This is a genomic window from Streptomyces sp. NBC_01224, from assembly GCF_036002945.1.
Lineage (GTDB): Bacteria > Actinomycetota > Actinomycetes > Streptomycetales > Streptomycetaceae > Streptomyces.
This window is the reverse complement of record NZ_CP108529.1, coordinates 3,924,867-3,942,987: the sequence shown is the minus strand read 5'-3', so window position 1 is coordinate 3,942,987 and position 18,121 is coordinate 3,924,867. Positions and strand designations below refer to the sequence as shown.

Genomic DNA, 18,121 nt, shown 5'->3' with positions numbered 1-18,121 from the left:
AGGGCGGGTTTTCGCGGGCTTCTGTTCCTGAGGCCCGTACGGGGAGGTGGCAGGGCAAGTGGTGGAGCAGCTGACGCAGCACGACCCGAGACGGATCGGCCCGTTCGAGGTGCTGGGACGGCTCGGGGCCGGTGGCATGGGGCTGGTCTATCTCGCCCGCTCGGCTTCGGGCCGGCGGGTGGCGATCAAGACGGTCCGTACGGAGCTCGCCGAGGACCAGCTGTTCCGGGTCCGCTTCACGCGCGAGGTGGAGGCAGCCCGGGCGGTCAGCGGCTTCTACACGGCCGCGGTGGTGGACGCCGACCCGCGGGCCGCCGTGCCGTGGCTGGCCACCGCTTATGTGCCCGCCCCGTCGCTCGAGGAGATAGTGAATGAGTGCGGGCCCATGCCGGTCCAGGCGGTGCGCTGGCTGGCCGCCGGTATCGCCGAGGCGCTCCAGTCGATCCATGGTGCGGGGCTCGTCCACCGCGACATGAAGCCGTCGAACGTGCTCGTCGTCGAGGACGGCCCGCGGGTGATCGACTTCGGGATCGCGTCCGGAGTCTCCAACACCCGGCTGACCATGACGAATGTCGCCGTCGGCACGCCCGCCTACATGTCGCCCGAGCAGGCGCGGGACTCGCGCAGCGTCACGGGCGCCAGCGATGTCTTCTCGCTCGGCTCGACGCTCGTCTTCGCCGCCACCGGCCATGCGCCGTTCCACGGCGTCAACCCCGTCGAGACGGTCTTCATGCTGCTGCGCGAGGGCCCCGATCTGGAGGGCCTGCCCGACGAACTGCGGCCGCTGATCGATTCCTGCATGCAGATGGACGCCGGGCTGCGGCCCACCCCCGCCGACCTGCAGGCCCAGCTCGCTCCGCACCTCTTCGCCTCCGGCGGCGACGACAGCGGTACGGCTTCGGCATGGCTGCCGACCTCCGCCACCGCGATGATCGAGCAGCGCCGCGGCGGAGGCCGCAAGACCGCGGCTCCCGCGCCCGCTCCGGCCCCCATGCCGCCGCCCCAGCAGCTGCCCGGCGCGGACCGGGACACCGCCTGGCGCAGCGGCGTCGATCCGCGCTCCCCGGCCGCCGCGTCCGCGCAGCTGCCCGACGGGGGCGGTCCGGTGCGGCTGCCCGGTGCGAAGGTGCCGATCGGCGCCGGCCCGCGCGCCCAGGACGTACGGGCCACCGCCACGGCCACCGCGGACGCCGGCCCCGCGACCGGCTGGGTGCGCCCGCCCGTCGGGGTGAACGGCACAGCCCCCGCCGCGCCGGCCCCCCTGCCCGCGCCCGCGCACGCGCCCGAGACCGCGCCCCCGGGCCCGGACCGCTGGCGGCCCTGGCGGTTCCGGATGTCCAACGACGTCTGGGGGACGCCCGTCGTCGCCGGGGACCTCCTCTACGTCACGTCGTTCGAGGTGCACGCCCTGGACATCGGCAACGGGCGGCGCCAGTTCAAGACCCGGGACGTGGCCTGGGTGATGGCCGTCGAGGACGGCCGTATCCACGCCTCCGACGGGCCGTCGCTGTACGCCCTGGACGCGGCGACCGGCGCCGAGCGATGGCGGCTGCAGACAGATGCCTGGGTGTACTCCCTCAAGGCCGACCGCGGCACCGTCGTCACCGGCACCCGGGGCGGCGGCGTCCAGGCGTGGGAGGCGTCCACGGGAGAGAAGCTGTGGGAGAGCAGCGGCGTACAGACCGACTTCGAGACAGCGGAGGCCGGGCCCGCGATCCACGACGGCACGGTCTACCTGTGGCAGGACGCCCGGCTGCGCGCCGTCGACGCCCGTACCGGCATCGAACGCTGGTCGTACCCCATCGGCGACGCGGCCTCCTGCGGCGGTGTGCCGGTCCGGGTGACCGCGGCGCCGGACGGTTTCGTGTACGTCAGCGCGGGGGCCCGGGTCCTGGCTGTCGACACCGTGTCCGGTCATGTCCGCTGGCACTTCGAGTCGCCCGCGGTCTTCCTCTCCCCGCCCGCGTTCGCACCCGGGCCCGCCGTCACCGGCGGCGGCGTGTACCTCGCCGACTACCTCGGCACGGTGTACGCGATCGACGCCTCGACCGGCAAGGACCGCTGGCGCATCGCCACGGAGGCCCGCCAGTCGATCGAACCGGTCCTGGTCACGGCCGGGAACGTCCATGTCGGCAGCGGCAGCGCCCTGTACACGCTCGACGCGGTCACCGGCACCCCGAAGTGGCGGTTCGCGGCAGGCGGCGAGGTGGTGGGGGCCCCGGTGGTCGCCGACGGCCGGGTCCACTTCGGCTCGGCCGACCACGTTCTGTACACCCTGGACGCGGCGGGTGGCCAACTCCGATGGAAGCTGGCGACGGGCGGCGAGATCACGGGTTCGCCGGTGGCACGGGGCGGTGTCGTGTACGCGTGCAGCAAGGACCGCTGCGTTTACGCGCTGGACGCGCTGAAGGGAACGGGCACCGGCAACCGGCCCCGGACATAGCGTCTCGCCGGGCTCGCCCGGCGAGACGCTATGTCCGGACGGGCTTGATGGTGCCGACCGTGGTCCGTCATGCGCGCGGGGGCCGGTGGGAGTCGGGCCCCTCGTCCGGTACGACGGGGTGCGGCGCCGTGTCCTGGCCCTCCGGCCCGGTTACCGGGTGCGGTGCCGCGTCCCGGCCATCGCGGCGGGCCGCCGTAGTGGGCCCCGTGTACGGGTCCGGCTCGGGCTCAGGCAACGTACTCGTCTGCACGGAGGGCCCCGGCTCCTGCGTGGGCGGCCATGTATCCGGATTCTCCGATCCGGGCGCCGTATACGGCTGGTCACGGCCCCCGCGGGCAGGCCGGCGCCCACCGTGCCGCCCCGACATCACCACCGCACCCAGCAGCAACAGCACCCCTCCGCCCACCGCGTTCGCCACCCCCCACTGCAGCCCGGAACCGTCGCCCGCGACGGTCAGACTGCCGACCGACTCCCCCTGGCGCACCATCCACAGCACGGTGAACCCGAGCACCAACACACCTGCGGACGCCACCAGCAGACGCGACCGCAGCACCACTCCGACCACCGCCAGCAGGGCGGCGAAGAGAAAGGCCAGGAAGATCGAGCCCAGTGTTCCGGGCAGGCTGTCGGTGAGACCCGTGAACAGCTCGTCGATCCGGTAATGACGTCCCAGACGGCCGTCGTACCAGTCACGGAAGGGGCTCAGCACGGCGGCCGCCGCTCCTGCGAGAGCCAGGACCGAGCCGAGGATGTTGCGGACCATCATCGGCCTCCTGCGTGTGCGCGGACCGGCGTCACGGATCAGCACCGCTCTCGGCCTCGACGCTACGCCCGGCCCCTGCCCCCCGCACCTTGCGCTAGCGTGTCGCGCGGTCGTTCGACGGCAGCAACAGCACATTCGGCAGCACCAGCACAGACAACAACACAAGGGGGGCTGCATCGATGATGCGGCAGCACATAAAGCTTTCCGCGGTACTGGTCGTGGTGGTACTCGCACTCACCGGCTTCTCGACCTCCAGCCACGGCGGCCGAAGCGGCAAGAGCAAGGGGTCGAGCAGCAGCGGCGGCGGATGCTCCAACTCCAAGAAGAGCAACGGCAGCTACCACGACAACAACAACTACGACGACAACGACTACGACTCGTCGAGCAGCTCCTCCGGCAACACCGGTTATGAGACGCCGACCCCGAGCGCCACCGCCTCGGAAGCGCCCCAGGCGTACGTCTTCCGCTGCGCCCAGCCCCGCAAGGGCAAGCGCAAGGCCGTCACCACCTCCACCGTCCGGCTCACGGCGAACGCCGTCGGCTCGCACACCTATGAAGTCGATGTGACCTTCCTCGACGCACGGGGCAACACCGTCGACACCGGTGAGGCGAACGTGGACGTCGAGGGTGGCGAGACCAAGACCGTCTCCGTGCGGATGGACAGCCCGCGCAAGGTCTCCCAGGTGAAGAAGTGCCGGGTCGCGGCCGAGCTGAGCTACTGACCTCACCGCATCCGGAACCCATTGCCGCCCCGCCCCCGGAACAACTCGGCCTGCCGCTCCGGCGGCAGGTTCCCGAGCGCGATCAGGTGCGGGGCGTGGGCCATGGCCTGCGCCCTGGCCGCCTCCTTCGCGGACCACACCGCCCGAACCGTCCCCTGGACCGCCTGCGTCGGATACGAGGCGATCACCCCCGCCGCCCGCAGTGCCGCCGCCACCGCGCCGCCGGGTGCCGTCACCTCACTGACCAGCCCGGTCTCGTACGCCCGGCGGGCCGTGACCCGTTCGGCCGTACCCATCAGGGACATCCGGGCCACCTCGCCGAACGGCATCCGCTGCGCCATGGAGATCGCCTCGTACGCGCTGACCATGCCGTACGTCGTGTGCGGGTCGAAGAACGTCGCCTCCTCGGACGCGATGACGAACTCCGCCTCGCCCAGCAGATAGAACGCCCCTCCGCAGGCCATCCCCTCCACGGCCGCGATCACCGGCTTCCACAGGTCATTCGCCTTCGGCCCGATCGCGATCAGCGGATCGTCGATCGTGTACGGGGACGACGGCTGCGGCACCTCCACGCCCCGGTCGATCCCCGTACAGAAGGCCCGGCCGCCCGCACCGGTGACGACAACGGCCCGTACTCCGTCGTCGAACCGGAACGCCCGCCAGGCGGCGGTCAGTTCAGCGGCCGTCGCCAGATCGATCGCATTGAGCCTCTCGGGCCGGTCGAGGGTGACGAGCGCGACCCCGGACTCCTTGTCCGTCTCCGTCCGCAGCGCCATCACCGATCACCTCTCCAGCAGCCAACGCACCAGGGTCGCCCCGGAACCGGTTGGGCAGAACACCACCCGCACCGGCGCCCCGATCCGTAGCCGCCCCGGATCGACCGAGTCCAGCGGGGCGTCCGGACCGCTCACCACATTTCCGACCAGCCGGATGTCCGGGGCGTCGGCCAGCTCGACCACGACGGCGTTGTACGGGGCCTGCGCGGCGTACGCGGGCAGCAGCGGCGGATGCGGCAGCACGTACGACCAGATGCGGCCGCGTCCGCTCATCGGCCGCCACTCGCTCTCGAAGGACTGGCAGTGCGGGCAGCACGGCCGGGGCGGGAAGCGGAGCCTTCCGCACTCCGGCTCGGCGCAGGCCTGGACGCGGAGTTCGCCGCGGGCCGCGTACTCCCAGAAGGGTGCGCCGTCCTCGTCCACGACGGGCAGCAGCAGAGCATCCATCCCGGTCAACTCCTCAGCAGTACGGCAGATGTGGGCACGCCCTCACCGGCGGTGACCAGACACGTCCCGGCGTTCGGTACCTGGGCGGTGGAGACGCCGCGCAGCTGCTTCACGCCCTCGTTGATGAGGTTGAAGCCATGCACATACGCCTCGCTGAGCCCGCCGCCCCCGGTGTTGATGGGCAGCCGCCCGCCGCTCTCCAGCGCCCCGCCCTCGGTGAACGCCGCGCCCTCGCCGCGCCCGCAGAAGCCGTAGCCCTCCAGGGAGAGCGGAATGAGCGGGGTGAACGCGTCGTAGATCTGCGCGACATCCACATCGTCCGGGCCGAAGTCGGCCTGCTTCCACAGCTGCCGGGCGGCCGTCCAGGCGGGTCCGGTGAGCGGGTCGTCGTTCCAGTAATTGACCATGCCGTGGTGCTGGGCGGGCAGCCCCTGGGCGACGGAGTGGATGTAGACGGGCTTCTGCCGGCAGTCGTGGGCCCGCTCCGCCGAGACGATGACGCAGGCCAGCGCCCCGTCGGTCTCCAGGCAGTTGTCGAAGAGGCAGAGCGGCTCACTGATCCAGCGCGAGGTCATATACATGTCGCGGGTCAGCGGCCGCTCGTACATCACCGCGTCCGGGTTCTGGTTGGCGCGGTTGCGGCAGGCGAGCGCGACGTTGAAGAGATGGTCGCGGGTCGCCCCGTACTCGTGCATGTACCTGCGCGCCAGCATCCCGATCTCGTCGGCCGGCCGCAGCAGCCCGTACGGACGGGTCCACTGGGCGGGGGTGGGCAGTTGCACGGCGGTGTTCTTCCAGGGCCGGGGCCCCGACCCCCGCTTCCGCGACCGCCAGGCGACACCGACGCTCGCCTGCCCGGTCGCCACGGCGGCGGCGAGATGCGCGATCGTCGCGCACGAGCCCCCGCCCCCGTACCCCACCTTGCTGAAGAAGGTGACATCGCCCGCCCCGATGGCCTTGGCGATCTCGACCTCGTCGGTCTCCTCCATCGTGTACGAGGCGAAGGCATCCACCTCCGAGGCGGCGATGCCCGCGTCGTCGAGCGCCGCGACGATGGCCCGACAGGCCAATGTCTTCTCGGATTCGGGCAGTTGCTTCGCGAAGGCCGTCTGCCCTATGCCGGCTATCGCTGTCACGTCCTTGAGTGCCGCCACCGCCACCTCCGAGACCGTCATGACTGCTGACAGCGGCTGAGGCTACAGCTAATCTGACGGATAGTCAGCTACTGTGTCAGGGAGGGTGAGCGATGCGCGGCGACGAGGAATGGGGCAGCATCCCGAAGCTGATACGGGTGGCGGCGCGGCGGTACGGGGACCGGGAGGCGGTCGTCGAGGGCCGGGCCCGGATCTCGTACGCCGAACTCGGCGACCGAGTCGAACGGGCCGCCGCCGCGTGCATGGCCTCGGGCGTGGAGCCGGGGGACCGGGTCGCGGTCTGGGCCCCGAACACCCTGGACTGGATCGTCTCCGCGCTCGGCGCGGTCACGGCGGGGGCGGTCCTCGTCCCCCTCAACACCCGCTTCAAGGGCACCGAGGCGGCGTACATCCTGGAACGCAGCCGGGCGAAGCTGCTCTTCGTCACCGGCACCTTCCTCGGTACGTCGTACGTGGCGTCCCTGCGCCGGGCCGACGTGCAGCTCCCGCACCTGGAACGAGTGGTGGTGCTGGCGGACAGCGCCCCCGACGACTACGTCACCTGGAAGGACTTCCTGGCGACGGGGGAGGGGGTGTCCGGAGCGGAGGTGCGGTCCCGTGCCGACGCGATCGCCCCCTCGGCCCCCTCCGACATCATCTACACCTCGGGCACCACGGGCCGGCCCAAGGGCGCCGTCATCACCCATGCCCAGACCCTGCGCTGCTACGCGATCTGGAGCGAACTGGCCGATCTGCGCGAGGGCGACCGCTATCTGATCGTGAATCCCTTCTTCCACACCTTCGGCTACAAGGCAGGCATCATCGCGTGCCTGATGCGGGGCGCGACGATGGTCCCGCAACCGGTGTTCAACGTGGACACGGCCCTGGCCAACATCGCCGCCGAACGCATCTCGGTCCTGCCGGGCCCGCCCACCCTCCACCAGTCCCTCCTGGACCACCCGGCCCGGGGCGCCCACGACCTCTCCGCCCTCCGCCTGGTGGTGACGGGCGCGGCGGTGGTCCCCCTGCGACTGGTTGAACGCCTGCGCACGGAGCTCGGCATAGCGACGGTCCTCACCGCGTACGGCCTCTCCGAAGCGAGCGGCATCGTCACCATGTGCCGCCGCGGCGACCCGGTGGAGACGATCGCCTCGACGTCCGGCCGGGCGATCGACGACACGGAGATCCGCGTCCTGGCCGCCGCCGGCGCGCCCGGCGAGGTCCTGGTCCGCGGGTTCAACGTGATGCAGGGCTACTTCGAGGACCCGGAGACCACGGCCGCCACGATCACCGCCGACGGCTGGCTCCACACGGGCGACGTGGGTGTCCTCGACGAGGACGGCAACCTCCGGATCACCGACCGGATCAAGGACATGTTCATCGTCGGCGGCTTCAACGCGTACCCCGCCGAGATCGAACAGCTCCTCGGCCTGCACCCGGACGTGGCCGACGTGGCGGTGATCGGCGTCCCGGACCCCCGACTGGGCGAGGTGGGCAAGGCCTACGCGGTCCGCAGACCGGGCGCGACGGTGACGGCCGACGACCTGATCGCCTGGTCGAGGCGCGAGATGGCGAACTACAAGGTCCCGAGGGCGGTGGAGTTCGTGACCGAGCTGCCGCGCAATGCGAGCGGCAAGGTGGTGAAGGGGGAGCTGCGGGGGCGGGAGGTCTGACTCGTCAGGCTGCTCCGGGGCTCTCGACCGGCAGCCCCAGCGACTGTGCGGATTCGACGAGCCGTTTGTCGTACACGACGAAGGCGATGAGTGCCTGTCCCAGTTCTTGCGCCGCGGCGAGGTGCAGCGCGTCGAGCGAGCGGAGCCGGTTGCCGGGGGCAGCTGCCCTGCGCGGTCGAAGTGGGGCCCGAGCCGATGGCTCGGGCCCCACTTGCGTGCGGGTGACTCAGCTGGCGTGCGAGTCCTGCGGGGTTACCACGCTGGCGTGCGAGTCCTGGGTAGTAACGGGGGTGTCGCCGCTTGCATGGGAATCGGCCAGGGCCGGGGTGGCCGCCCCCAGGCCGAGGGCCACAGCGAACGCGGCTGCGACGAGCGTCTTCTTCGTGCGGGTCGTTCCAACTCCTGTGATGGGAGCGATTGTCCGGACGTGGAATGACGCCAGTGACAGGGGGAGGCGATGGCGGTACCCATCTGACGAGAACCGGTCGAACGGTGGCGCGATTGCGCTGACCGAACGCAGACATGCAGCGGCCGCGACGGCTCCCCCTCCGCGCCGCCGCGGCCGCTCCCCGTGCGGGTAAAGGTCTTAGTTGGGCTTCGGTGCCGACGCGTGGGCGTCCAGGGTGGTGATCTCCTCGCCCGATGCGTGCGCATCCGCCGGCTTGAGAGGTTCGCTCGACGCGTGAGCGTCCTGCGTGGTGATCTCCTCGCCAGATGCGTGGGCGTCGGTCGGCTTGAGGATGCTGTTGTTGTCGGCCATGAAGGTCAACTCCTGAAAGTGTGGACGTAGTGGGTGGTGTGCCCGTCCGGCGGTTCCCCCGTGGATCGCCGGACGGGCATTCCAGGGCCGTTCACCCTAGCGGTGAGGCCACACGCCGACCCGTCTGCCCCCCGACGCGACGGTTCGATGAGTAAGAGAATGCCGGGGAGCGATAAACGAATGATGAACGCGGCAGACGAACCTCAGATCACTGTGACCGGATGCAGAAGGGCGCGCACATGGTCGGCTTCGGTCGCCCCTAGGTCTTCGAAGACCGTGAGCGCCTCACGCCAACAGGCCTGCGCCCGATCGGTCTGACCGAGAGGGGTGAGACTGAGGCCGAGCACGGTGAGAATGTTGGCACGTCTCCACTCGCCGCCGATTCCGTGCAGTACGGCGAGGGCTTGCTCTGCCTGTGCGGCGGCTTGCGCAGGTTTGTGGTCGGCCAGGTCCGCCTCTGCCAGCCGAAACAGTGTCATGCCATGCCAGAATTGCTGCCGGCTGTCCCGAAAGACGTTCAGGGCTTCGGTGAGTACCTGCCGTGCCTGGGATGTCTGGCCCGCACCGGTGAAGGCGAGGCCGAGAGCGTACTTACCGTTGGCCAGGCGGAGGGCCTGCTCTCTGCCGTCCGATTCGTAAAGAGAGATGCCTTGCTGGGCCAGGCTCACCGCGCTCATCTTCCGGTCCGTGGCCAGGTGGACCCTGGACATATTGCAGAGCGCCGATGCTTCACCCGACTTGTTGTTGTCCGCCCGGAAGGCAGCCAGAGCTTGGGTGAAATGCGCCTCTGCGTCGGTGTGGCGGTTCTCGTAGAGGGCGATGATTCCGAGTTGGTTGGGCGCCTGACTGGATGAGACCGGGTCTCCGGCGGCCAGCCCCAATTCCAAGGCCCGCCGTGCGTCGTTCTCCGCATCGGCGAACCGGCCCGAGATACTGTGCACATGGGTCAGCATGGTGCGCGCGCGACCCTCCGCCTGAACGTCCCCCGCGGTCCGGGCCGCCTCCGAGACCGCAGTCGCTGCCTGGGTGAACTGGTGCGAATTGGCTCCCGATTCGCCCAGATCCACGGCGGCCATAAGGAGATCAGCGGCTTTGCGGAGCATGCCTTGCGCCGCAGACTGTCGGGCGCATGCAAGCAGTCCGCTGGACTCGTTGAAGAGCCAGTCCAGCGCCGCTGCAGGGGTCGAGAACGACAGCCCCGGGCAGAGCGTTGGTTCGAAGTGATCGAGTACGCGCTCCCCCGGCCGCTCCAGCGCATACACCCCCGCTGCCGTGGCCAGATAGAAGTCCAGCAACCGCGACAGCGCCAACTCACGCTCGTGTGGCTGCTCTTCGTCCCGTTCCGCGCAGGAACGCGCGTAGAGGCGCACCAGGTCGTGGTAGCGGTAGCGGCCCGGTGCCGCCGACTCCAGGAGGCTGGTGTCCACCAGGGCCTCCAGCAGGTCTTCCGCCACGTGGGCTTCCAGGTCGAGCAGGGCTGCCGCCGCCGCCAGAGAGATGTCGGGGCCGTCCGCCAGGCCCAGGAGGCGGAAGGCGCGGGCCTGGGCGGGTTCCAGTTGGCCGTAGCCGAGTTCGAAGGTGGCCTTCACCGCGAGGTCGCCGGCCTGGAGTTCGTCCAGGCGGCGGCGTTCGTCGGCGAGTTTGGCGGCCAGGACGGAGACCGTCCAGGTGCGGCGTGCGGCCAGGCGGGAGGCGGCGATGCGGATGGCCAGGGGGAGGAAGCCGCAGGCGGCGACCACGTCGAGGGCGGCCTCGCGTTCGGAGTTGATGCGCTCCTCGCCCACGATGCGGGTGAAGAGCTGGAGCGCCTCCTCCGGGGACATCACGTCCAGGTCGACCAGGTGCGCGCCGGCCAGGTCGACCATGCGGACGCGGCTGGTGACCAGGGCTGCGCAGCCCGCGGTGCCGGGGAGGAGGGGGCGGATCTGGGCCGCGTCATGGGCGTTGTCGAGGAGGATCAGTATGCGGCGGCCGTCGAGCGTGGAGCGGTAGAGCGCGGCGCGTTCGTCCAGGGAGTCGGGGATCGCCGAGTCCGCCGTGCCGAGGGCGCGCAGGAAGGCGCCGAGGACCGTCTCCGGTTCGGCGGCGCGGGCGCCGGCGCCCTGGAGGTCCACGTACAACTGGCCGTCCGGGAAGTGCTGGCGCGCCTGGTGGGCGACGTGCACGGCGAGGGTCGTCTTGCCGACGCCGCCGATGCCGGCCAGTGCCGAGACAGCCATGACCGAACCCTCGGCGGTCGCCAGCCGGTCGCCCAGATCCCGTACGAAGGAGGCGCGGCCGGTGAAGTCCGGGACGGTGGCCGGGAGCTGGGCCGGGCGCACCGGCGCGGGCGCCGGCGCCGGTTCGTCGGCAGGGCGGGCCAGTTCCTCGTCGGCCTGCAGGATGCGCTGCTGGAGCTGGGAGAGCTCGGGGCGCGGGTCGACGCCCAGTTCGTCGGCGAGCAGCCGACGGGTGTCGGCGTACACCGCGAGCGCCTCGGCCTGGCGGCCGCTGCGGTACAGGGCGACCATGAGGAGTTCGCGCAGCCGTTCGCGCAGCGGGTGTGCGGCGGTGAGCGCGGTCAGTTCGGAGACCGCCTCCGCGTGGGAGCCGACCTCCAGGTCCAGGTCGAGGCGGGTTTCGGTGAGCTGGAGCCGCCATTCCTCCAGACGGGTGCGCTGATTCTCGGCGTACGGTCCGGGCACGGAAGCCAGGGCCTCGCCGTCCCACAGGCCGAGCGCCTTGTTGAAGAGGGCGCGGGCCTGGCAGCGGTCGCCACCGGCCCGGGCCTTCTCCGCCTCGGCCGCGAGCTCCTGAGCCACGGTCAGGTCGAGGGCGTCGTGGCTGGTCCGGATCGCGTATCCACCGGCGTCGCTGACCAGCGCCTGCGGGTCGAGGAACTTGCGGAGCCGGGAGGCATACGTGCGTACGGCGGCGAGCGCCTGTGAGGGCGGGTCCTCGCCCCAGATGGCGTCGATGAGTTCGGAGGCAGTGGCCGTGCGACCGCCGCGCAGAAGCAGTGCGGTCAGCAGGGCGCGCTGCTGAGGTGAACCGGACGGCAGCGCCTCGCCGCCCCGCCATGCCCGTACCGGGCCGAGCACGGAAAAGCGCAGGTCGGCGCCGTCGGCCGATCGCTGCCCAGGAGCGCGCTGCTCCGGAACACGCGCGCGCGGCTCGTTGTCACGGTCCATTGCTGCCCCCTGCCCTGCTCGCCCCGCCGGTCCTGCCGATCGTGCTGGTGCTGTCTGTTTCGGATCGCCCGCCCATGTGCCGGTCCGGTACGGGTGGATCCGGATTGCTCGCTACCGCTGGTATCGCGCTCAACAGTCTGCCTTGTTATGGGCGGACACGTCAGCAGTGGGTGACTCTCTGCACAAGCCCTCGACAACGATTGTGGAACGGGGCTCGGCACAAAGAGCTGACGGTTTGTCAGATAAACGCTACCGTGGTAGGCATGGAGACCTTCCCGAAGATCATCTCGGTGGACGACCACACGGTGGAGCCCGCTCATGTCTGGCGGGACCGGCTCCCGTCCAAGTACCTCGACCGCGGCCCGCGCATCGTTCGCGCGCCGCTCAAGGAAATGACCTTCATGGGCGGCAAGTTCGCGCCTGTGATGGGTGCGAAGGGCGACGACGGGCCGATCGGCGACTGGTGGGTGTACGAGGATCTGCACCGCCCGCTCACCCGGCTCGACACCGCGGTCGGCTACGACCGGGACGAGATCAGGCTTGAGGTCATCACGTACGAGCAGATGCGCCCGGGTTCGTTCTCGGTCCCCGACCGGCTCGCCGACATGGATGTCAACCATGTCCAGTCCGCGCTCTGTTTCCCCACCTTCCCCCGCTTCTGCGGCCAGACCTTCACTGAAGCGAAGGATCGCGAACTGGGGCTGCTCGGGGTGCGGGCGTACAACGACTGGATGGTGGAGGAGTGGTGCGGGCCCGAGGCGCGGGGCCGGCTCATCCCGCTCACCCTGATCCCGCTCTGGGACGCGCAGTTGGCAGCGGAGGAGGTCCGGCGGAACGCGGCGCGAGGTGTGCGCGCGGTGGCGTTCTCCGAAATACCTCCGCATCTCGGGCTGCCGTCCATTCATACGGACGAGTGGGATCCGTTCCTGCGGGCCTGTGACGAGACGGGGACGGTGATCGCGATGCACATCGGCTCCTCCTCGAAGATGCCGTCCACCTCGGCCGACGCCCCGCCCGCCGTCGGTTCCACCATTACCTTCGCCAACTGCTGCTTCTCGATGGTCGACTGGCTGATGAGCGGCAAGTTCGAACGATTCCCGAACCTGCGGATCATGTACGCGGAGGGTCAGATCGGCTGGATCCCGTACATCCTGGAACGCGCCGACGTGGTCTGGGAGGAGAACCGGGCCTGGGGCGGCGTCGCCGACAAGGTCCACCGTCCGCCGTCGGAGCTGTTCGCCGAGCACGTCTACGGCTGCTTCTTCGATGATGCCTTCGGGCTGAAGAACCTCGACTCGATCGGCGTCGGGAACGTTCTGTACGAGACGGACTACCCGCACTCCGACTCCACCTGGCCCAAGTCGCGCGAGGTCGGTGAGGCGCAGATGGGGCATCTGGACGCCGATGTCGTGGACCGGATCGTGCGCCGCAACGCGATCGACCTGCTGGGGCTGACGGACGACGGGCTGTGGGCGGGGCCCGGAGGACGGTAGAGGGCGCCGAGGAACGTGGTACCCGGAGGGTGCCACGTTCCTTTCGGCCTACGGGCGTCCGGAGGGAGTCAGGCCGTGGTGACCGGCTCCTGGAGTTCCGTCACCCACTTGTCCTGGTCCTCGGGGCACTCCAGGCTGATCTCGCGGGCGTATCCCGCGGACCGGTAGCCGTTGGCGTCGATCCAGCGGGCCAGGGCCTGGGCCGTCGGCAGTACGCCGTCCATCGAACCCCGGTGGACAATGGTCGCCGCTTCGAATGGGGGCAGCTCGACCACCGTGATCCCGGTGTCGCCGAGCGGGCCCACCGGGGCGGAGACCGTCACCCCGGCGTGGACGACGACCGCGCCGCCACCCTCCGGGGCGTCCTCGTAGTGTGCGATCCCGGGGCCGCTCGGGCTGACACCCACCGTGCCCAGCAGCGGGAAGAGCCGGTCGTACAGCGGGCCGATCACCGGAGTGATGTCCTCCGGTTCGTAGCCCGCCGCGGTGCCGGTCAGCTCGGCCACCCGTACCGCGGCAACACTCTTGACCACCACATCGTCCGCAGACATGCGTCCCTCGCTCTCGATCGACCGGAGCCTCGCCTCGACCTGCGCCAGCCGTGCGGCCGCAGCCGCCATGGCCTCCTCCAGCTCCGCCCGCCGCAGCCGCAGCATCCCGCGCAGTTCCTCCGATCCCACCTGCTCGTCGAGGATGGCCTGCACCTGCTGGAGCGTGAAGCCGAGATCCTTGAGGGCGATGATGCGGTTGAGGCGTGCGAGCTGGGCGGCCCCGTAGAAGCGGTAGCCGGTGGCGGGGTCGGTGCGGTCGGGGTGCAGGAGCCCGATGGCGTCGTAGTGGCGCAGCATCCGGGCCGACACCCGTCCGTACCGGGCGAAGTCTCCGATGGTGAACATGATGTCTCCCACTGCACTGCTTCACACGGTGTCAAGGTCAAGCATCGCAGCGCCCCGATGCCGCCGAGAGGGGAGAAGGCGGGAGGAAAGGCAGGAGCCCCGTTCCCCCGCCGAGGCGGAGGAGCGGGGCTCCTTGGGTACTACTAGCCGGCCGCGATCGGCCGACCCGGGCAACTAGGCCGGGGTGACGTTCTCAGCCTGCGGACCCTTGGGTCCCTGAGTGACGTCGAAGTTCACGACCTGGTTCTCCTCGAGGGAGCGGAACCCGGACGCGTTGATCGCGGAGTAGTGAACGAAGACATCCGGGCCGCCGCCGTCCTGGGCGATGAAGCCGAAGCCCTTTTCAGCGTTGAACCACTTGACGGTTCCGGTAGCCATAAGCCCTCCTTGGGCCAAAGGGTTGCCCTGCTCCAGAACCTGCAAAGAAGTCTGAAAACTACAAAAGCCTGCGGGTTACATGCTCCGCAGGCTCTGTACTGCAAGGGAAACCAAACTGCAACTTGCGTCGAGCCTAGCACGCAGTGTGTACGGAAGGGTAGAGGGAAAGATCACTTCACTCGGATGTTTGATAGCGGCGCCGATGAGCTGACGAAGCGGGTGTCCCGGAGGGTGTTGTGGAGGCACCTTCAGGCGGTACGGGGGAAGGCTTTGGCGCGCTCCTCCGGGGCGGTATCGGTGCGCCCCGGGCCGTGGGATCGGGTGACGCCCCGCGCACCCGGTGCCGTCCGGGCGGCGCCACGGGTCTAGCCTCGCGATGTGGACAATTCAACCGTCTCAATCGTCGCAGGCGACGACCGTCGCAGTCGGCCGCGCGTCGGCCACATCCAGTTCCTGAACTGCCTCCCCCTGTACTGGGGACTGGCGAGAACCGGAACCCTGCTCGACCTGGAGCTCTCGAAGGACACCCCGGAGAAGCTCAGTGAGCAGCTGATCAGGGGCGATCTAGACATCGGCCCTGTCACGCTGGTGGAGTTCCTCCGCAACGCCGACGAACTGGTGGCCTTCCCGGACATCGCGGTGGGCTGCGACGGGTCCGTCATGTCGTGCGTGATCGTGTCGCAGGTGCCGCTCGACCAGCTGGACCGGGCCCGGGTGGCGCTCGGTTCGACCTCGCGCACCTCCGTGCGTCTGGCCCAGCTGCTGCTCGCCGAGCGGTACGGGGTCAGTCCGGACTACTACACCTGCCCGCCGGACCTCGGCGTGATGATGCAGGAGGCGGACGCCGCCGTGCTGATCGGCGATGCTGCGCTGCGCGCCAACCTGCACGACGCACCCCGGCTCGGTCTCCAGGTCCACGACCTGGGCCGGATGTGGAAGGACTGGACCGGGCTGCCGTTCGTCTTCGCGGTCTGGGCGGCCCGCAAGGACTATCTGGCGGCCGAGCCCCACCACGTGAGCAAGGTGCACGAGGCCTTCCTGGCCTCGCGGGACGTCTCCCTGGAGGAAGTCACCAAGGTCGCGGAACAGGCGGCACGCTGGGAGGCCTTCGACGCGGAGGTGCTGGAGCGGTACTTCACGACCCTGGACTTCCGCTTCGGCCCGGACCAGCTGGCGGGCGTACGGGAGTTCGCGCGCCGGGTCGGTCCGACGACCGGCTTCCCGGCGGACGTGAAGGTCGAGCTGCTCGGCGGCTGACCGGGCGGCGGGGCGGGGCGGGACGCCGGCCGTGCGCCGAGTACGCCGTGCGCGGAATGGTCAGGGCTATAGGGGAATCCTGTACCCCTGCGGTTGATATCTCTTCCCGCGCCCGCTCTCACCCCTTCTCCCGGTCCGGCTATCGATTCGGGTTAATACGCGTCGAATAGTCGATTCCCGGATGGTGTCGGGGGAGAGTCCCGGTCGTGTTCCGGAATCGCTCGGGTGAACGACGCATTCACGCCTTTTGTTGTGTCGAAAGCCGTTGTTCGTTCCCTTAGGGGTGAAATCGGCGGATGGTTTCCTCTGTGACCCGATGACCTTCGCCCCTAGGCTTCGGTCGGAGGTCCGGCCGGTCCACAGGGGGAGTCCATATGCAGCCGCTCGAAGCCGGCGAACCGCTGACCATCGGTGCCTACCGACTGCTCGGCAGGCTCGGTGCGGGCGGCATGGGCCGGGTCTATCTGGGGCGCAGCGCGGGCGGACGTACCGTCGCGGTCAAGGTCGTGCACCCCCACTTCGCTCTCGACGAGCAGTTCCGGGCCCGCTTCCGGCGGGAGGTGGACGCGGCACGGCGGATCGGTGCGCAGTGGACGGCGCCCGTCCTGGACGCCGACCCGGACGCCCCCATTCCCTGGGTGGCCACCGGCTATGTGGCCGGGCCCCCGCTGTCCACCGCGGTCGCCGAGCACGGGCCGCTGCCCGAGCACGCGGTGCGGACGCTGGGTGCCGGACTCGGGGAGGCGCTGGCCGCGGTGCACGAGCAGGGCCTCATCCACCGCGATGTGAAGCCGTCCAACGTGCTGCTCGCCCTCGACGGCCCCCGGCTGATCGACTTCGGGATCGCCCACGCCATCGGTGCCACCGCCTCGCTCACCTCCACCGGGGTCTCGGTCGGCTCGCCGGGCTACATGGCACCGGAGCAGATCCGGGGCGTGGACATCTCGGGCGCGGCCGATGTCTTCTCGCTCGGCGCGGTGCTCGCGTACGCGGCGACCGGTACCGCCCCCTTTCTCGGCGACTCCTCGGCCGTGTTGCTCTACAAGGTGGTGCACGAGGAGCCCGAGCTGGGGGAGCTGGAGGGGGAGCTGCGGGACGTCGTCGCCGGCTGTCTGGCGAAGGACCCGGAGGACCGGCCGACCCCCACGGAGCTGGCCCGGCAGCTGGCACCGGGCGGGGCGGCGGCGCTGGTGGCGGCGGGCTGGCTGCCGGGCCCTCTGGTGCGCGAGGTCAGCCGGGCGGCGGTCGCACTGCTGGACCTGGAACCGCAGGACGCGCCGGTGCAGTCGGGGCCGGTGCCGTTCAGCAGTGCGGCGTGGGGCGCCAACGGCGCAGGTGGTGCGGGCGGTGGGTTCGGTCCGCCGATCGAGCCGTTCCCGTCGCATGAACCGACTCGGCCGCCCCGGCCGAACGGGCCGCCCTCGTGGCCGGCGACCGCCGGTACGGCCGAGTCGGCCGGGACGTCGCGGCCGACCGGGTCGTCCGGGCTGCCCGGGCAACGTACGCCCGACCGTTTCTCCGTCACCGTCAGCGCGGACTCGGCCCGCCCCGATGCGCACCGTGGCCGGAGGCTGAGCTGCACTGTCGCCCTCGCCGTGGCGGGCGCCCTCGCCGCCGTGACCGTGGGCAGTGCGTACATCTTCGATCTGATGCCGGGCGGCGGCGGCCGGGACACCGCCGAACACGGCGATGTCGGCCACACCCCGACGGCCGCCACGCCCTCCGGGCGGCCGTCGCAGCCATCGGACTCGGGCACGGGTGGCCAGGAGCAGATCAGCGAACTCCCGAAGGCGTTCATCGGCACGTGGAAGGGCCCGATCACCGAGAAGAGCTCCGGGCAGTCGCACGGCACGCTCACCGCCGTGTTCACCGAGGGGAAGAAAGGCGCGGACGTGGTCCGTATGACCACGGAGGTCAGCGCTCTCGGACTGACCGTCCGCTGCAACAGCGTCGCCAGCCTCTCGTCCGGCACCGACAAGGAACTGACGCTCCGGGAGCGCGCCGACCCCGAACGCCCCGGCGACCCGACCTTCTGCACCTCCACCACCACCGACGTCCACTTCACGCGCGCCGCCGACGGCACCCTCCGTTTCCGGTCCGAGGAGAGCGGCGCGGGACGTCCGTACGGCACGCTCACCCGGTCCGGCAGCTGACCCCGACAGGCGCTGGCGTAGGCTGAACCGGTCCGTAGATCCCTTGAAAAACCGCCG

At 70.4% G+C, this 18,121-nt stretch carries 15 protein-coding genes; 6 read left to right on the top strand and 9 right to left on the bottom strand.

The window, feature by feature from the left end:
• Window positions 1-58 precede the first annotated feature (58 nt).
• Window positions 59-2,443 carry a serine/threonine-protein kinase gene (locus OG609_RS17170; RefSeq protein ID WP_327273616.1) on the top strand — a complete coding sequence of 795 codons (2,385 nt, stop codon included), beginning with the start codon at window positions 59-61 and terminating at the stop codon, window positions 2,441-2,443.
• Window positions 2,444-2,510: 67 nt separating this feature from the next.
• Here the strand turns inward: OG609_RS17170 and OG609_RS17165 are convergent, their stop codons facing one another.
• Complete coding sequence (locus OG609_RS17165; protein ID WP_327273615.1) at window positions 2,511-3,206, bottom strand: hypothetical protein; 696 nt, start codon at window positions 3,204-3,206, stop codon at window positions 2,511-2,513.
• Between the two features lie 179 nt (window positions 3,207-3,385).
• Between OG609_RS17165 and OG609_RS17160 the strand changes: the two genes are divergently transcribed.
• Window positions 3,386-3,928, top strand: a complete 543-nt coding sequence (locus OG609_RS17160; protein ID WP_327273614.1) for a hypothetical protein — start codon at window positions 3,386-3,388, stop codon at window positions 3,926-3,928.
• A 2-nt stretch (window positions 3,929-3,930) separates the two neighbouring features.
• On the opposite strand, the gene OG609_RS17155 is transcribed toward OG609_RS17160, so the two are convergent.
• The 3 genes from OG609_RS17155 to OG609_RS17145 are packed head-to-tail and all read right to left on the bottom strand — an operon-like array spanning window position 3,931 to window position 6,305.
• Window positions 3,931-4,704 carry an enoyl-CoA hydratase/isomerase family protein gene (locus OG609_RS17155; protein WP_327273613.1) on the bottom strand — a complete coding sequence of 258 codons (774 nt, stop codon included), beginning with the start codon at window positions 4,702-4,704 and terminating at the stop codon, window positions 3,931-3,933.
• A gap of 6 nt (window positions 4,705-4,710) precedes the next feature.
• Window positions 4,711-5,151: a Zn-ribbon domain-containing OB-fold protein gene (locus OG609_RS17150; protein WP_327273612.1), complete on the bottom strand. Its 441-nt coding sequence runs from the start codon at window positions 5,149-5,151 to the stop codon at window positions 4,711-4,713.
• A gap of 5 nt (window positions 5,152-5,156) precedes the next feature.
• Window positions 5,157-6,305: a lipid-transfer protein gene (locus OG609_RS17145; protein ID WP_327278083.1), complete on the bottom strand. Its 1,149-nt coding sequence runs from the start codon at window positions 6,303-6,305 to the stop codon at window positions 5,157-5,159.
• 92 nt (window positions 6,306-6,397) lie between these two features.
• On the opposite strand from OG609_RS17145, the gene OG609_RS17140 reads away from it, so the two are divergent.
• A complete protein-coding gene (locus OG609_RS17140; protein WP_327273611.1) occupies window positions 6,398-7,957 on the top strand; it encodes a FadD3 family acyl-CoA ligase in 1,560 nt (519 codons plus the stop codon).
• Window positions 7,958-7,961: 4 nt separating this feature from the next.
• On the opposite strand, the gene OG609_RS17135 is transcribed toward OG609_RS17140, so the two are convergent.
• The 3 genes from OG609_RS17135 to OG609_RS17125 all read right to left on the bottom strand — a co-directional run bounded on the left by OG609_RS17135 (window position 7,962) and on the right by OG609_RS17125 (window position 11,887).
• Complete coding sequence (locus OG609_RS17135; RefSeq protein WP_327273610.1) at window positions 7,962-8,168, bottom strand: hypothetical protein; 207 nt, start codon at window positions 8,166-8,168, stop codon at window positions 7,962-7,964.
• 375 nt (window positions 8,169-8,543) lie between these two features.
• Window positions 8,544-8,717 carry a hypothetical protein gene (locus OG609_RS17130; RefSeq protein WP_327273609.1) on the bottom strand — a complete coding sequence of 58 codons (174 nt, stop codon included), beginning with the start codon at window positions 8,715-8,717 and terminating at the stop codon, window positions 8,544-8,546.
• Between the two features lie 203 nt (window positions 8,718-8,920).
• A complete protein-coding gene (locus tag OG609_RS17125; RefSeq protein ID WP_327273608.1) occupies window positions 8,921-11,887 on the bottom strand; it encodes an AfsR/SARP family transcriptional regulator in 2,967 nt (988 codons plus the stop codon).
• Between the two features lie 263 nt (window positions 11,888-12,150).
• On the opposite strand from OG609_RS17125, the gene OG609_RS17120 reads away from it, so the two are divergent.
• Entirely contained in the window at window positions 12,151-13,380 is a 1,230-nt protein-coding gene (locus OG609_RS17120; protein ID WP_327273607.1) for an amidohydrolase family protein, read from the top strand.
• A 68-nt stretch (window positions 13,381-13,448) separates the two neighbouring features.
• Here the strand turns inward: OG609_RS17120 and OG609_RS17115 are convergent, their stop codons facing one another.
• Both OG609_RS17115 and OG609_RS17110 read right to left on the bottom strand, forming a co-directional pair.
• Window positions 13,449-14,276: a MerR family transcriptional regulator gene (locus OG609_RS17115; protein WP_327273606.1), complete on the bottom strand. Its 828-nt coding sequence runs from the start codon at window positions 14,274-14,276 to the stop codon at window positions 13,449-13,451.
• Window positions 14,277-14,450: 174 nt separating this feature from the next.
• On the bottom strand, window positions 14,451-14,654 hold the full coding sequence (locus OG609_RS17110; RefSeq protein WP_003967102.1) for a cold-shock protein: 204 nt from the start codon (window positions 14,652-14,654) through the stop codon (window positions 14,451-14,453).
• A 378-nt stretch (window positions 14,655-15,032) separates the two neighbouring features.
• Between OG609_RS17110 and OG609_RS17105 the strand changes: the two genes are divergently transcribed.
• Window positions 15,033-15,911, top strand: coding sequence for a menaquinone biosynthetic enzyme MqnA/MqnD family protein (locus OG609_RS17105; protein WP_327273605.1), 879 nt, complete (start codon window positions 15,033-15,035; stop codon window positions 15,909-15,911).
• A gap of 374 nt (window positions 15,912-16,285) precedes the next feature.
• Window positions 16,286-18,064, top strand: a complete 1,779-nt coding sequence (locus OG609_RS17100; protein ID WP_327273604.1) for a serine/threonine-protein kinase — start codon at window positions 16,286-16,288, stop codon at window positions 18,062-18,064.
• Window positions 18,065-18,121 lie beyond the last annotated feature (57 nt).

What these genes read in the sequence shown, in the direction of transcription:
- OG609_RS17125 (WP_327273608.1), bottom strand. Translation starts at nt 11,887, where the DNA reads ATGGACCGTGACAACGAGCCGCGCGCGCGTGTTCCGGAGCAGCGCGCT.
- OG609_RS17115 (WP_327273606.1), bottom strand. Translation starts at nt 14,276, where the DNA reads ATGTTCACCATCGGAGACTTCGCCCGGTACGGACGGGTGTCGGCCCGG.
- OG609_RS17150 (WP_327273612.1), bottom strand. Translation starts at nt 5,151, where the DNA reads ATGGATGCTCTGCTGCTGCCCGTCGTGGACGAGGACGGCGCACCCTTC.
- OG609_RS17130 (WP_327273609.1), bottom strand. Translation starts at nt 8,717, where the DNA reads ATGGCCGACAACAACAGCATCCTCAAGCCGACCGACGCCCACGCATCT.
- OG609_RS17120 (WP_327273607.1), top strand. Translation starts at nt 12,151, where the DNA reads ATGGAGACCTTCCCGAAGATCATCTCGGTGGACGACCACACGGTGGAG.
- OG609_RS17155 (WP_327273613.1), bottom strand. Translation starts at nt 4,704, where the DNA reads ATGGCGCTGCGGACGGAGACGGACAAGGAGTCCGGGGTCGCGCTCGTC.
- OG609_RS17110 (WP_003967102.1), bottom strand. Translation starts at nt 14,654, where the DNA reads ATGGCTACCGGAACCGTCAAGTGGTTCAACGCTGAAAAGGGCTTCGGC.
- OG609_RS17140 (WP_327273611.1), top strand. Translation starts at nt 6,398, where the DNA reads ATGCGCGGCGACGAGGAATGGGGCAGCATCCCGAAGCTGATACGGGTG.
- OG609_RS17160 (WP_327273614.1), top strand. Translation starts at nt 3,386, where the DNA reads ATGATGCGGCAGCACATAAAGCTTTCCGCGGTACTGGTCGTGGTGGTA.
- OG609_RS17165 (WP_327273615.1), bottom strand. Translation starts at nt 3,206, where the DNA reads ATGGTCCGCAACATCCTCGGCTCGGTCCTGGCTCTCGCAGGAGCGGCG.
- OG609_RS17100 (WP_327273604.1), top strand. Translation starts at nt 16,286, where the DNA reads ATGCAGCCGCTCGAAGCCGGCGAACCGCTGACCATCGGTGCCTACCGA.